We start from the raw sequence: 12,737 nt of genomic DNA on the forward strand, positions 1-12,737 counted from the left end.
CGCGCCATTGGACGCGCGGCCCAGTCTCGGCCGAGACCGCGCCGCGCGTCCAATGGCGCGAGCATGAGGCGGTATGGACCCGCGCGCACGACCCGGACGGGGTTTGTCATCGGTCCGGGTCCAGAGCGCTGCGCACGCGGAGCAGCTAGATCCGCTTCTTTACGATTTTCGGAATTGGGAAGAATTCGAAGCCGCCGGCCACCCCATCCATGTCGGCGTCCGTGAGCACAGCTTCCTCGGCATCGCTCCCAGGTGCAGGAGACGCGGAAACATCGCGTTCCAGATCCTGCTCGCTGTTCTGGTCGACGGTATCGCTATTCACGTGCATGACGATCAGATCCTCTCTCCAGCCGAAAGCTGTTTCAAGACCGGAAAGCGATCACACCGACATTCCGACATCCATCGAATACGGTGACTTTCAATGCCACGGAATGCGGTAGCGCACCCGCCTGATAGAGGGAGCGAATGTCATCCCAAATCCGTTCGATCCCTTCGGGATGGCGGATTTGGGCTTCGCTCAAACACGGCGCGGACCGGCTGAGACGCAACCCGCTCCGATCAAGCGGACTCCGTATCAGACCGTCCCGTCAGGCCAGCCGGCCGTGACCGGGGCGAACACGTTCTACCCGCAGGCGATCTGATCGCAGCGCCGCATCGCCGCGATCATCTTGGCCAGCGATTTCACGCCGGGATGACCCAGAACGCCGGTATTGCCGAGGACGTAGGAGGGCGTCGCCGTCAGCCCGAGATTGGCCGCGATGTGCATATGGGCGCGCATCGCCTCGCGCACCGCGTCGCTGTCGGCGATCTCTTCGAGTTCGGAGCGCGGGACACCGAGCTTGGCACCGAGGTCGAGGGCCTTGTTCCCGTCGATCTGGCCCCTGGTGGCGAGAAGCTGGCCATAGAAGGTGAAGGCGGCGGCGGAGCCGAGCTTGCGCTGCACCGCCAGCGACACCTTGGCCGCCTGCGCCGACATCGGCGAGAGGATCGGGTTGTGGACGAGGCCGATCCGCAGGGCCGGATCGCTCCCGGCCAGCGCCGTCATGTCGGCGGCGGCCTTGCGGCAATAGGGGCAGTTATAATCGAAGAACTCGTAGAGTGTGACCTCGGCCTCCCGCGGCCCGACATAGGTGACCCCGCGCAGTTCCTGGATCTGTCCGGTGATCTCCCCCGGCAACCGCATGTTGGCGACGGGCCGGCCCTCGTCGTTCTCGACCTTGAAGAACTGCCCGTAGCTCTGCGCAACGGCGGGGCTCGCCACAGCGAGACCGAGCGAGGAGGCGAGGAAGCGGCGGCGGGAGAGGGGCATCGGCAATGACCGGAACCAGCGGTAGGTGCGGCCGAGGATAGAGGCAAGAATGGTTTAAGTTCGACTTCCTGGGCGGCTGCGACGTCCGACCATAGAGAGAGGAGTAGCCGATGTGTGTGTCCATGGCAGACGCCGAAAGGCAGTTGCCCGATCTCGTTCGACGTGCCGAAGCGGGCGAGGAGATCGTTCCGACGCAGAACAATCGAACAAACACCCATCCCGAGCCGATCAGGGCTGCGCCGGATCGCCGAGCGCGGCGGTCGTTGTTGAAGGAGATCCGACACTCTGCCGCTTCGAGAATGCTCGCTGAGCCGGACGCGGCCCACAGCCAGGATTTTCTCTACGGAGACGATGGGTTGCCGATGTGATCGACGGTTCGATGAGGAATGGGCCATCGTTCGCCTTTCCCATGGGCGCCCTCGTCCTGAGGTAACGGCGCGACGCGTTGCCCTCGAAGCATCCTCCAAGGATCACACCACGGGCGCCGGAAGATCGGTCGAAGCCGCTTCGCAGCACCCTGGCAGCGCTGCGCGATGCACGGGGCAACCGGATCGGCTCCCATCCGACCCTCACGCCGCCTCCGCCGTCGCCGCCCGCTCCTTGGCGAGCTTGGTCACGCTCACCTGATCGACCTTGCCGGTGCCGAGCATCGGCAGCTTCTCCAGCACGACCACCTCGGCGGGGATGGCGACATCGGCCGCGCCCCGGCCCTTGGCGAAGCTCTGGTAGGCGGCCCGCGTCGCGTCCTTGGCCTCGGTGAACAGGATCAGGCGTTCGCCCTTGCGGGCATCGGGCACGGCGGCGACCGCGCTCGGGGTTTCGGGCCACAGATCGGCGGCGAGCGCCTCGACACTGGCCAGGGACACCATCTCGCCCGCGATCTTGGCGAAGCGCTTGGCCCGGCCCTTGATCGTCACGAAGCCGTCGGCATCGATGGCGACGATGTCGCCGGTATCGTGCCAACCGTCCTGCGGCGCCTCCAGCACGCCGGGCTTCTCCGCCCGCAGGTAGCCGAGCATGATGTTGGGCCCGCGCACCACGAGGCGCCCGCCCTCCTCGATGCCGGGCACCGGTTCGAGGCGGGCTTCGATGCCCGGCAGCAGCCGGCCGACCGTGCCGAAGCGGTTGAACATCGGCGTGTTGAGGGCGAGCACCGGCCCGCATTCGGTGACGCCGTAACCCTCCAGGATGCGCAGCCCGAACTTCTCCGCCCAGATCTTCCGGGTCGTTTGCTTCACCGCTTCCGCGCCGGCCACGACGTAGCGCAGGGAGCGCAGGTCGTAGGAATGGGCCATCCGGGCATAGCCGGTGAGGAAGGTGTCGGTGCCGAACAGGACCGTGGCGTTGGAGCCGTAGATCAGCTCCGGCACGATCCGGTAATGCAGCGGCGAGGGGTAGAGATAGACCGGCACGCCGGAGGTCAGCGGCAGCACCAGCCCCGCCGTCAACCCGAAGGCGTGGAAGATCGGCAGGACGTTGAACACCTTGTCGCGGGGGCCGAAATCGATGCGGGCGGCCACCTGCGCGGTGTTGGCGAGCATCGACCGGTTGGCGAGCACCACGCCCTTGGGCGTGCCCTCGCTGCCGGAGGTGAACAGGATCGCGGCCGGGTCGCTGCCCTGCCGGGCCACCAGCGGGCGGCGGGGGCTCAGGAACCCGCGGATCTTGTCGCCCGTGGTGACGCCCGCCCGCACATCCTCCAGATAGATCAGCCGCACCGTCGCCTCGATGCCCTCGATCAGGCTGGTCAGGCGGCCCTTCTCGATGAAGGCGCGGGAGGTGAGGATGGTGTCCACCTGCGCCGCCCTGCAGGCCGAGAGCACGGCGGCGGGGCCGGCGGAGAAGTTGATCATCGCCGGCACCCGGCCGGCGCTGGCGAGGGCGAAGAACGTCACCGCCGCGCCGTTGGCGTTGGGCAGCATCAGCCCGACCGGCTTACCTGCCTCGGGCAGCAGCGCCTGAAGCTTGCGGCCCAGGATGTTGGCGCCCATCACCAGGCGGGCATAGCTCATCGCGCCGGAAACCGGGTCCTCCAGCGCCGTGCGCCGCCAGCCATGGCGCTCGCCCGCCTCGATCAGCGCGGAAAAGACGCCGCGCTCGATTGCGGCGGTCTCGAACACGAGATCGGACATGATGTCGTAGAGCGCCGCGCCGGCCGCCCGGCGGCGGTTCTTGCCTTTCAGCGCGGGATCGACGTGGAGCCGGACCGGCGGCAGGATCGTCACGGTCACCTTGGGCCACCACGCGCGGCGCACCTGATCGCGCTTGAGGCGGGAGAACACGGTGCGCTCCGGCCCGTCGATCTTCACCGGCACGACCATGGCGCCGGACTTGTCGGCGATCAGGCCGGCCCCGTCATAGACCTTCATCAGGCTGCCCGTGACCGTGAGCCGGCCCTCGGGGAAGATGATCAGCGTCTCGCCGCTCTTGACCGCGTTGATCAGGGTGCGGGTGGCGAGCGGCCGGGTCGGATCGAGCGGCATCGCCTTGGCGACGCTCAAGAACGGCTTCACCCACCAGCGCTGGGCGATGCCGTGGTCGATGGCGAAGACCGGATCCTTGTCGAGCAGCGACAGGGCCAGCGGCGCATCGAGGAAGGAGACGTGGTTGAGGGCGACGATGGCGTTCGGCCCCGCCTTCTCGACATTCTCCAGGCCCTTCACTTCGAGCCGGTAGACGGCGCGGAACAGGATCGAGAGCGCGTCGCGTAAGGGGTTGGTCGCCAGGGTCTTCAGGATGACCGCGCCGACGATCAGGTTGAGCACGGCCACGAGCCCGAGGAGCTGCGCCATCGAGAGGCCGAGCCCCTGGAGCGCGGCCAGCGCCAGGGTGCCGCCGACCATGAAGGCGGCGGTGAGCACGTTGACCGCGCCGATGACGCGGGCGCGCTTGGCCTTCTCGGTCCAGGCCTGCACCGCCGCGAAGGAGGGCACGACGTAGAGGCCGCCCGCGACGGCGAGCCCGGCGAAATCGAGGGCGATGCGCAGGCCCGAACCGCTGGTGATGAAGTCCCAGGCGCCGATCGGCTCGCCCGACGGCGGCGGCAGATGCGACACCGTCCAGGCGAGGTCGAGGCCGAACAGGCCCATCAGCACCGCGCCGACGGGGGTCGGCAGCAGCACGATGCGCCCGCTCGCGAGCCAGGAGGCGAGGCCGGAGCCGACCGCGATGCCGACGGAGAAGATCGCGAGCAGGGTGGTGGCGACGATCTCGGTACCGTTCAGCGTCTGGCGCACCAGCACCGGCAGGAGCGAGAGGATCACCACGCCGACCAGCCAGAACCAGCTCACGATCACCGAGCCGCGCCACAGCCGCGTGTCGGACCACAGGTCGCGCAGCAGGGCCACGGTGGAGCGGGCGACGTTCGCATCGACCTTCAGGTCGGGGGCCCCCTCGCCGGTGGCCGGGATCATGCGGGCGGAGAGCCAGCACAGGACGGCCATGCCCATCAGCCCGGCACCGAGCCCGAGGGCATGGCCGCCCATGGCCATGGCGAGGCCGGCGGTGATGGTGCCGAGCAGGATCGCCAGAAAGGTCGCGGCTTCGACCAAAGCGTTGCCGGCGGTCAGTTCCTCGCGCTTCAGGTGATCGGGCAGGATGCCGTACTTGATCGGCCCGAACAGCGCCGCGATGATTCCGAACAGGCCGAGCGCGGCGAACAGCAGCGGCACCGAATGCAGCCAGAAGCCCAGCACCGAGAGCAGGGCGGCGAAGATCTCCGCGAATTTCAGGCGCCGGGCGAGCAGGGCCTTGTCGTAGCGGTCGGCCAGCTGGCCGCCGAGGCCGGACAGGATGAAGAAGGGGCCGACGAAGACGGCGCTCGCCAGCGTCACCAGAACGCCGCCGCTCTCCCCGCTGCCGGCGCTCACCTGGAACAGGATCAGCAGGGCGAGCGCGTTCTTCAGGAAGTTGTCGTTGAAGGCGGAGAAAAACTGGCACCAGAACAGCGGCGCGAAGCGCCGCGTGGTCATCAGCGTGCGGAACATCGTGGTCTCTCCCGGCTCCGGGCATGACTGCCTGCGCATCGGCGAGGCGTCAAATCGGAGGTTTGCACGACGTTCAAAATATCTCTGCGGCACGCGTCGGCAAGCTTGATTTTGCACGCTGTGCAATCTACCGCCACGTCGCGTGCGGGCACGCACGGCGATCCGGGAGTGGGGCGGACTTGGCAGGCCGGTCACGGGGAAGCGGCCCGAGGGGCGAGCATGACCGCGAGGGCTTCCTCGCCCTCGTCGCGGGCGCGGCCGAGAGCCTCGTGCGCAACGAGGGATTCCGCGCGCTGGGCATGCGGCGGCTCGCCGCCGCCATCGGCTACGCGCCGAACTCGATCTACAACGCGGTCGGCGATCTCGATCAGGTGGTGCTGCGGGTCAATGCCCGCACGCTGGCCCGTCTGCACGCGGCGATGCAGGCGGCGATCGCACCGGACCGAACCGCGCGGGACAACGCCCTGGCCCTCGCCGACGCCTATCTCGTCTTCGTCGCCGCCGATCCGAAGGTCTGGAGCCTGCTGTTCGAGCATCTCGCCGCGCCGGACCAGCCGTTTCCGGATTGGTACGCGGCGGCCCTGGCCGAGCCGGTCGGGCTCGTCGACGCGGTGCTCGCGCCGCTCGTCACCGATTCCGGCGAGCGCCGCCGGGCGGTCGCCACCCTCTGGGCCGCCCTGCACGGGCTCGCCTCGCTCTCGACCTCGGGCAAGCTCGCGGTGCTCACCCCCGACCCGCCGCGCGATCTCGCGCGATTGCTGGTGGGGCGGTTTCTCGGCTGACCGACTTTCGCTCTCTCCCGTCCCGGAGAAGGAACACGACCTTCAGCGCGACGCGAAGACGGGTATAGAGCCCGCCAGCGCCCGCCCTTTCGACCGGATCCTGCTCGATGACCCATCCCTCCGTCCCGACCTTGCAGCACTTCGAGGAGGTCGCCGAGCGCTACGACCTGATCCTGTGCGACGTCTGGGGCGTGCTGCATGACGGGACGCGCGGCCACGCGGCGGCGGGCGAGGCGCTGATCCGCTTCCGCGCCCTGCCCGGTCCGCGTCCGCGCCGGGTCATCCTCGTCTCGAACGCCCCCCGGCCGTGGCAGGGCGTGCAGACGATCCTCGACGGCTACGGCGTTCCGCGGGAGGCCTACGACGCGATCCTCACCTCCGGCGACCTGACCCGGCGGCTGATCGCCGAGCATCCCGGCGAGCGGGTGTATCACCTCGGGCCGGAGCGCGACGCGCCGGTCTTCGACGGGCTCGACCTCACCCTGGTGCCGGCGGAGGAGGCGCAGCGCGTGGTCTGCACCGGCCTGTTCGACGACCATACCGAGACGGCCGAGGATTACCGCGCGACGCTGGCCGATTTCCGCGCCCGCGCCGTGCCGATGATCTGCGCCAATCCCGACCTCGTGGTGGAGCGCGACAAGAAGCTGATCCCCTGCGCCGGCTTGATCGCCCAGGCCTACGAGGAGATCGGCGGCGCGGTCGTCTATGCCGGAAAACCCTATCGGCCGGTCTACGAGACCGCGCGCGCCATGGCCGGTGAATTCGACCGCCTGCCCCCGCCGGACCTCGCCCGCACGGTGGCGGTCGGCGATGCGATCCGCACCGACATCGCCGGAGCCAGCGCCTACGGCATCCCCTCGATCCTGGTGGCGCGCGGCATCCATGCCGAGGAGTTAGGGGTGACGGCCGATCACCACAGCCTCGGCGAGGTGTCCGAATGGCTCTCGAGCCAGCCGGTCCGGCCCGATGCGGTGATCGAACGCTTGATCTGGTAGATCTCCCGGAGTTCAGACGCGGCCAAGGTCGCCAACCGCACCCATGATTGCTATGGGGACGCGGATCACACGGAACGACATCAGACCCATGACGAGACCGGAGGCAGGCGGCCCGAGCGGGGCGGAGACGGAACGCCATGGGCGGCTGGCGGCGCATTTCGCCGCCTGCGGGTACGGGCCGGCATCGCCCCCGGTGCTGCAACCGGTCGAGCCGTTCCTCGAATTGTCGGGCGAGGACATCCGCCGCCGCATCTTCGTGACCCAGGACGCGGCCGGGGCCGAGCTGTGCCTGCGGCCGGAATTCACGATCCCCGTCTGCCGCCTGCACCAAGCGACGCGGCCGGGCGAGAGCGCCGATTACAGCTATCTCGGCCCGGTCTTCCGCCTCGCGGCGGGAGAGCCCGACGAGTTCCTGCAAGCCGGCATTGAATCGATCGGCCGCACCGACACCCCGGCCGCCGATGCCGAGGTGCTGGGGCTCGCCCTCGAAGGACTCGACCTGCTCGGCCGCTCCGATGGCGCGGTGCGCCTCGGCGATATGGGCCTGACCCACGCCTTCCTCGACGCGCTCCAGGTTCCGCCGGTCGCCAAGCGCCGCACCCTGCGGGCCATCGCCGCCGGGCGCTCCCTCGACGAGGTGGCGAACGCCGCGCAGACGGAGGACCGCCATGCCGGCCTGCTCGCGGCGATCCAGGGACAGGATGCGGGGGCGGTGCGCGCCTTCGTGGAGGACGTGCTCTCGATCGCCGGAATCTCGCAGGTCGGCGGCCGCAGCGCCGGCGCCATCGCCGAGCGCTTCCTCGCCAAGGCCTCGGCCCAGGCCCAGGGCGGAGCCGGGCTCAATGCCACGAACCGCGACCTGATCGAGCGTTACTGCGCCGTCTCCGGCAATCCCGACGACGCCGCCGCCTCGGTGCGGGCGCTGGCCCGGGAGGCCGGTCTGACCCATCCCGGTCTGGAGGAGGCGCTGGCCCTGTTCGAGGAGCGCACCGGCTTCATGGCGGCGCGGGGCCTGCCGGTCGAGCGCTTCCGCTTCAGCGGCGGGTTCGCCCGCAATCTCGATTACTATACCGGCTTCATCTTCGAGGTGACCGGCCCGCAGGGCGGCCCGACCCTCGTCGGCGGCGGCCGTTACGACGGCCTGCTGCAACAGCTCGGCAGCCCGGTGCCGCTGCCGGCGGTGGGCTGCGCGTTCTGGCTGTCGCGCTGCGCAGAAGGAGATGTGGCGTGAGCGATTGGCCCCTGGTTCTCGCCGTCCCCTCCAAGGGCCGGCTTCAGGAGAATGCGAGCGCCTTCTTCTCCCGCGCGGGCCTGAAGCTCGTGCAGAAGGCCGGCGCCCGTGAGTATCGCGGCACTCTGGCCGGCCTGCCCGGCGTCGAGGTGCGCTACCTCTCGGCCTCCGAGATCGCCGGCCAGCTCGCCAGCGGCGCCGCCCATCTCGGCGTCACCGGCGAGGACCTGATCCGCGAGATGCTGCCCGATCCGGGCGCGAGCGTCGAATTGCTGACGCCGCTGGGATTCGGCCATGCCAGCGTGGTGGTGGCGGTGCCCCAGGCCTGGATCGACGTCCGCGCCATGAGCGATCTCGACGAGGTCGCCAGCGAGATGCGCCTGCGCCAGGGCAAGCGGATGCGCATCGCCACCAAATACGTGAACCTGACCCGCCGCTTCTTCGCCGAGGCCGGCATCGCCGATTACCGCATCGTCGAGAGCCTGGGCGCCACCGAGGGCGCACCGGCGGCGGGCTCGGCGGAGATCATCGTCGACATCACCACCACCGGCACGACGCTGGCGGCCAATGCCCTGAAGGTCTTGGACGACGGGGTGATGCTGCGCTCGGAAGCCAATCTGGTCGCCTCGCTCAAGGCGCCCTGGGGCGAGACGGCGCGGACGGCCCTGCGCACGGTGCTCGGCCGCATCGCCGCCGAGGAGCGCGCCCGCACCACGCGGGAAGTGCGGGCGGGTCTGCCGGAATCCGGCGAGATCGATCTCGCCACCCTCGCCGGCCTGCACGAGGCCGAATTGCCCTACGGCGCCCCGCGCGGGCCGGACGGCGAGATCGTGCTGCGCTGCCCCGCCGAGGCGGTGTTCGATCTCTCCGACGCCCTGGTGCAGGCCGGGGCGCGGGCGGTCAGCGTGCGGCGGATCGACTACGCCTTCGCGGCGGAGAACCCGCTGGCGGAGCGGCTGCTCGCGCGTCTCTGAGACAGAGCCTCCCATCCATCGCCTCATCCTGAGGTGCCGGCGCCTAGCGCCGGCCTCGAAGGATCCTCCAGATCCCTGGACGATCTTCGAGGCCGCTTTCGCGGCATTTCAGGATGAGGATGTGAATGGGAGAGACGCGTCTACTGGCCGCCTTGCTTGGCGAATTCCGACAGCACGCCTCTCAGCACCTTCAGCCGGCCCTCATAGGCCGCCGTCAGGCAGGCCACCTCCGTGCCGCAGGCGCGGCGGTCCTTGAGCCAAGCCTCCTGATCCTCCTGCATCTTGGTGCGGTTGCCCATCGGCAGCAGGTCTTTGAGGATGTCGAAGCGCACCGCCATCTCGACATCGAGGTCGTTGAGGGCGCGGGTGTCGCAGATGGTCTTCTCGTCCGGCGTCTCGGCCTTGGCGCAGGAAAAGCTCGCCGCCGTCGCGGGCGAAGCCGCCAAGACGCCCAGCGCGAGGATGAGACAGGGAAGACGCATCGGACACACTCCATCGCGGGCAACGGCCGCGCTTGGCCCTTCCAACACGCGAGGCCGCCCGGCAGTGCCGGGCCCCGCCAAAAGAATCAGCTCCAGGGCTTCACGATCGCGAGGATGACGATGCCGATCATCAGCAGCGTCGGCACCTCGTTGATCACCCGGTAGAAGCGGTGGCCGCGGGTGTTGCGGTCGGCGGCGAAGTCCTTGACCGTGCGGGCGAGGAAGCCGTGCATGCCGCTCATCGCCAGCACCAGGGCGAATTTCGCCTGGAGCCAGGGCGCGGCGTAGAAACCGCTCTGCCATGCGAGCCACAGGCCGAGGATCCAGGTCACGATCATGGCCGGCGTCATGATCGCCTTGAGCAGGCGCCGTTCCATGACCTTGAAGGTCTCGGATTGCACCCGCGAGCCCGCCGGCAGGGCGGCATGATAGACGAACAGGCGCGGCAGATAGAGCATCGCCGCCATCCAGGCGATCACCGCGATCACGTGGAAGGCCTTGATCCAGGGATACAGACTCTCAAGCACCGGGTGAGGGACTCCGCGACGGGGATGCCGCGCAGAGGCGCGGCAGAAGCTCTCGGGTGAGGAGCGGCGCGAGCAGCATCGCCGGATCGACCGCCCCGTCGTCGAGCGCAAGCCAGCCGATTTCCTCGATCTCGGCGCCGCAGACCGGGTTCAGGCCGGGCGCGGCCTGCTGCCGGTAGACGACCGCCTCGACGATGTGGCCGGGTTCGTTGGCGGCCTCCGCCTCGAAACGGCCGAGGCTGATCGCCGTATCCGGATCGAAAGTGAGGCCCAGTTCCTCGTGCAGTTCGCGAGCGAGGCAGGCGGTCTCCGTCTCGGCGCCCTCGAACTTGCCGCCGGGCAGCATGAAGCGGGTGCTGCCGCGCTTGCGCACCACCAGCAACGCCTCGCCCGTTCCGTCCTGCCGCATCAGCGCCAGGGCGGCGACACGGATGCGGCTCACCGGCTGCCCCGCAGCCGGGCGAGCATCTGCTCGACATGGGCGACCGGCGTCTGCGGCGTGATGCCGTGGCCGAGATTGAAGATGTGCGGGACGCCCTCGGTCGCCGCCAGGATGGCATCCACGGCCGCGTCCAGGGCCCGCCCGCCCTCGATCAGCGTCTCGGGGTGCAGGTTGCCCTGGGTGACCGTCGTGGCCGGCACACGGGCCCGCAGGGCCGCGAGATCGACCCCCCAATCGACGCCGACCGCATCGGCTCCGGTCTCGGGGATGACGCGGGCATGGCCGTCGAGCCCCGAGCCGCGGGCGAAGACGATGATCTTCGCGTCCGGGATCTCGGCCCGGATGCCGGCGACCATCCGCGCGATCGGGCCGAGGGAAAACCGCTTCAGGGCATCGCCGTCGCTGGAGTCCGGCAAGACGCCGGCATGGGACTCGAAGATCTGCACCGCGTCGGCGCCGGCGCGGAACTGCCGGATCAGATACTCGGTCTGCACCGTCACCAGCCGGTCGAGCAGCGCGTCGAGGAGCGCCGGATCGGAGGCCGCGAGCGCCCGCGCCGGGGCGAGGTCCGGCGTGCCGCGTCCGCCGATCATGTAGCTCGCCACGGTCCAGGGAGCGCCGCAGAAGCCCAGCAGGGTGGTCTCCTGGGGCAGGGCGCCCCGGATGCGCTCCACCGCCTCGAAGACCGGCGCGAGATGCGAGACAATCGCCGGGTCGCCCGCCTGCCGCAGGCGGTCGAACTGAGCCCGGCCTTCGAGGGCGTCGAGGCGCGGCCCCTCGCCCTCGACGAAGCGCACGTCCTGGCCCAGCGCGTGGGGCACCACGAGGATGTCGGAGAACAGGATCGACGCCTCGAAGCCGAAGCGGCGGATCGGCTGCAGCGTCACCTCGGTGGCGAAGGCCGGATTGTAGCAGAGGTCGAGGAAGGAGCCGGCTTCCGCCCGGGTCGCCCGGTATTCCGGCAGGTAGCGTCCGGCCTGGCGCATCATCCAGGCGGGGGGAGGGGAGATCGCTTCCCCCGACAGCACCCGCAGCACTGGCCTGTCCGCTTTCCTGGCTTCGGCCATGGATGTCCGTGTCCTGTCGCTTGCCCGAGGCGCTTGGCCGGAGAGGTCGCGACCTCGCCATCCCCACCCCGGCCCTCTTCAAAGAAAGAGAGATTCTAGAATCTCTGTTTTTTCTCTTGGACGTTGGATGGCGGTGCCGCAAGCGCGTCCACAGGCCCTCCCCACAGCCGCGCCGTTAATCGGCTCTTAACGGATTGGCTCTAATGTCTGCGATAGGCCAAGCTCACCAGGGGCTTGCATGGGGCTCCCTGCCCTGATGGCCGTCCCGGTCCCGGATTCTCCCATTGGGGCGGATTCCGTCTGGGCGCGCAATCTGCGTGTTGAGGGAGGAGTCGACGGTTTTAGGACCGCTCCGCCCCCCTCGTGCCGCCGGGCCGGTTTTTCCCCAGTGATCGACTCCTCGGACGCCCTCTGGGGATAGAGGGAGGGGCAAGGTCCGACCGAATCTCCCCAAGGCCCTGGATTTTCTGACGAATCTCACGTGCGCCATGTTGGGGTGCCGGGCTCGGCGTCCTGCCGTGCTGAGCGCCGCTCTCGCCGCAGCCCGGCAGGGGGATCGTTCGATCGGCCGGAACAGGGCCGCCCGGCAGGCTGCCCGCGCAGCGATTCAATTCGGCATCGCCCTCGCGCCGTAAAATGCTCTAATCATCCGGTCGGGGCGGCGAGGCCGCCTCGACCGATGCGTCACCGCAGAGACGGGCCGACGATGAGCCGCAGCTACTTCCATCTCCACCTCGTCTCGGACTCGACCGGCGAGACCCTGATCAATGTCGGGCGCGCCGCGGCGGTGCAGTACGAGGGCATCTCGGCCATCGAGCACGTCTATCCTCTGGTGCGTTCGGGCACGCAGCTCGAACGGGTCATCTCCGAGATCCGGGCGGCGCCGGGGCTCGTGCTCTACACCCTCGTCGGCCACGAGTTGGTCGAGCGCCTGGAGGAGGC

The 12,737-nt window shown here is 69.3% G+C and carries 13 protein-coding genes; 6 read left to right on the forward strand and 7 right to left on the reverse strand.

All coding sequences use genetic code 11. From position 1 onward, the window contains the following. Positions 1-145: 145 nt before the first annotated feature. Positions 146-328, reverse strand: coding sequence for a hypothetical protein (locus MZTS_RS19605; protein WP_192285105.1), 183 nt, complete (start codon positions 326-328; stop codon positions 146-148). 294 nt (positions 329-622) lie between these two features. Next, a complete protein-coding gene (locus MZTS_RS19610) occupies positions 623-1,309 on the reverse strand; it encodes a DsbA family protein (RefSeq protein ID WP_192285106.1) in 687 nt (228 codons plus the stop codon). Positions 1,310-1,419: 110 nt separating this feature from the next. Between MZTS_RS19610 and MZTS_RS19615 the strand changes: the two genes are divergently transcribed. Beyond that, on the forward strand, positions 1,420-1,677 hold the full coding sequence (locus tag MZTS_RS19615) for a type II toxin-antitoxin system Phd/YefM family antitoxin (protein WP_192285107.1): 258 nt from the start codon (positions 1,420-1,422) through the stop codon (positions 1,675-1,677). Positions 1,678-1,878: 201 nt separating this feature from the next. Here the strand turns inward: MZTS_RS19615 and MZTS_RS19620 are convergent, their stop codons facing one another. Next, positions 1,879-5,295 carry an acyl-[ACP]--phospholipid O-acyltransferase gene (locus MZTS_RS19620; RefSeq protein ID WP_192285108.1) on the reverse strand — a complete coding sequence of 1,139 codons (3,417 nt, stop codon included), beginning with the start codon at positions 5,293-5,295 and terminating at the stop codon, positions 1,879-1,881. Between the two features lie 269 nt (positions 5,296-5,564). Between MZTS_RS19620 and MZTS_RS19625 the strand changes: the two genes are divergently transcribed. The 4 genes from MZTS_RS19625 to hisG all read left to right on the forward strand — a co-directional run bounded on the left by MZTS_RS19625 (position 5,565) and on the right by hisG (position 9,277). Continuing rightward, positions 5,565-6,077: a TetR/AcrR family transcriptional regulator gene (locus MZTS_RS19625; RefSeq protein ID WP_343068809.1), complete on the forward strand. Its 513-nt coding sequence runs from the start codon at positions 5,565-5,567 to the stop codon at positions 6,075-6,077. Positions 6,078-6,184: 107 nt separating this feature from the next. Beyond that, positions 6,185-7,072 carry a TIGR01459 family HAD-type hydrolase gene (locus tag MZTS_RS19630; protein ID WP_192285110.1) on the forward strand — a complete coding sequence of 296 codons (888 nt, stop codon included), beginning with the start codon at positions 6,185-6,187 and terminating at the stop codon, positions 7,070-7,072. An 88-nt stretch (positions 7,073-7,160) separates the two neighbouring features. After that, positions 7,161-8,303 carry an ATP phosphoribosyltransferase regulatory subunit gene (locus MZTS_RS19635; protein WP_192285111.1) on the forward strand — a complete coding sequence of 381 codons (1,143 nt, stop codon included), beginning with the start codon at positions 7,161-7,163 and terminating at the stop codon, positions 8,301-8,303. After that, the gene (gene hisG / locus MZTS_RS19640; protein ID WP_192285112.1) at positions 8,300-9,277 is read left to right on the forward strand and encodes an ATP phosphoribosyltransferase; all 978 of its coding nucleotides are present in this window, start codon (positions 8,300-8,302) and stop codon (positions 9,275-9,277) included. Before MZTS_RS19635 ends, hisG begins: the two co-directional genes overlap by 4 nt. A gap of 140 nt (positions 9,278-9,417) precedes the next feature. Here hisG and MZTS_RS19645 read toward each other — a convergent pair whose 3' ends face one another. From MZTS_RS19645 to hemE, 4 genes are all read right to left on the reverse strand, one after another. After that, positions 9,418-9,759 carry a lysozyme inhibitor LprI family protein gene (locus MZTS_RS19645; RefSeq protein ID WP_009864170.1) on the reverse strand — a complete coding sequence of 114 codons (342 nt, stop codon included), beginning with the start codon at positions 9,757-9,759 and terminating at the stop codon, positions 9,418-9,420. Positions 9,760-9,845: 86 nt separating this feature from the next. Next, entirely contained in the window at positions 9,846-10,286 is a 441-nt protein-coding gene (gene hemJ / locus MZTS_RS19650; RefSeq protein WP_192285113.1) for a protoporphyrinogen oxidase HemJ, read from the reverse strand. Continuing rightward, positions 10,279-10,728, reverse strand: coding sequence for an NUDIX domain-containing protein (locus tag MZTS_RS19655; protein ID WP_192285114.1), 450 nt, complete (start codon positions 10,726-10,728; stop codon positions 10,279-10,281). The genes hemJ and MZTS_RS19655 overlap by 8 nt, the downstream gene beginning before the upstream one ends. Then, positions 10,725-11,795 (reverse strand): uroporphyrinogen decarboxylase, encoded by a 1,071-nt coding sequence (gene hemE / locus MZTS_RS19660; protein WP_192285115.1) that lies wholly within the window; start codon positions 11,793-11,795, stop codon positions 10,725-10,727. Before hemE ends, MZTS_RS19655 begins: the two co-directional genes overlap by 4 nt. Before the next feature lie 706 nt (positions 11,796-12,501). On the opposite strand from hemE, the gene MZTS_RS19665 reads away from it, so the two are divergent. Next, positions 12,502-12,737: kinase/pyrophosphorylase (locus MZTS_RS19665; RefSeq protein WP_192285116.1), on the forward strand; the 236-nt coding region annotated here is incomplete at its 3' end.

Origin of the sequence: Methylorubrum zatmanii (genome assembly GCF_014845115.1) — a bacterium.
Classification (GTDB): Bacteria; Pseudomonadota; Alphaproteobacteria; order Rhizobiales; family Beijerinckiaceae; genus Methylobacterium; species Methylobacterium zatmanii.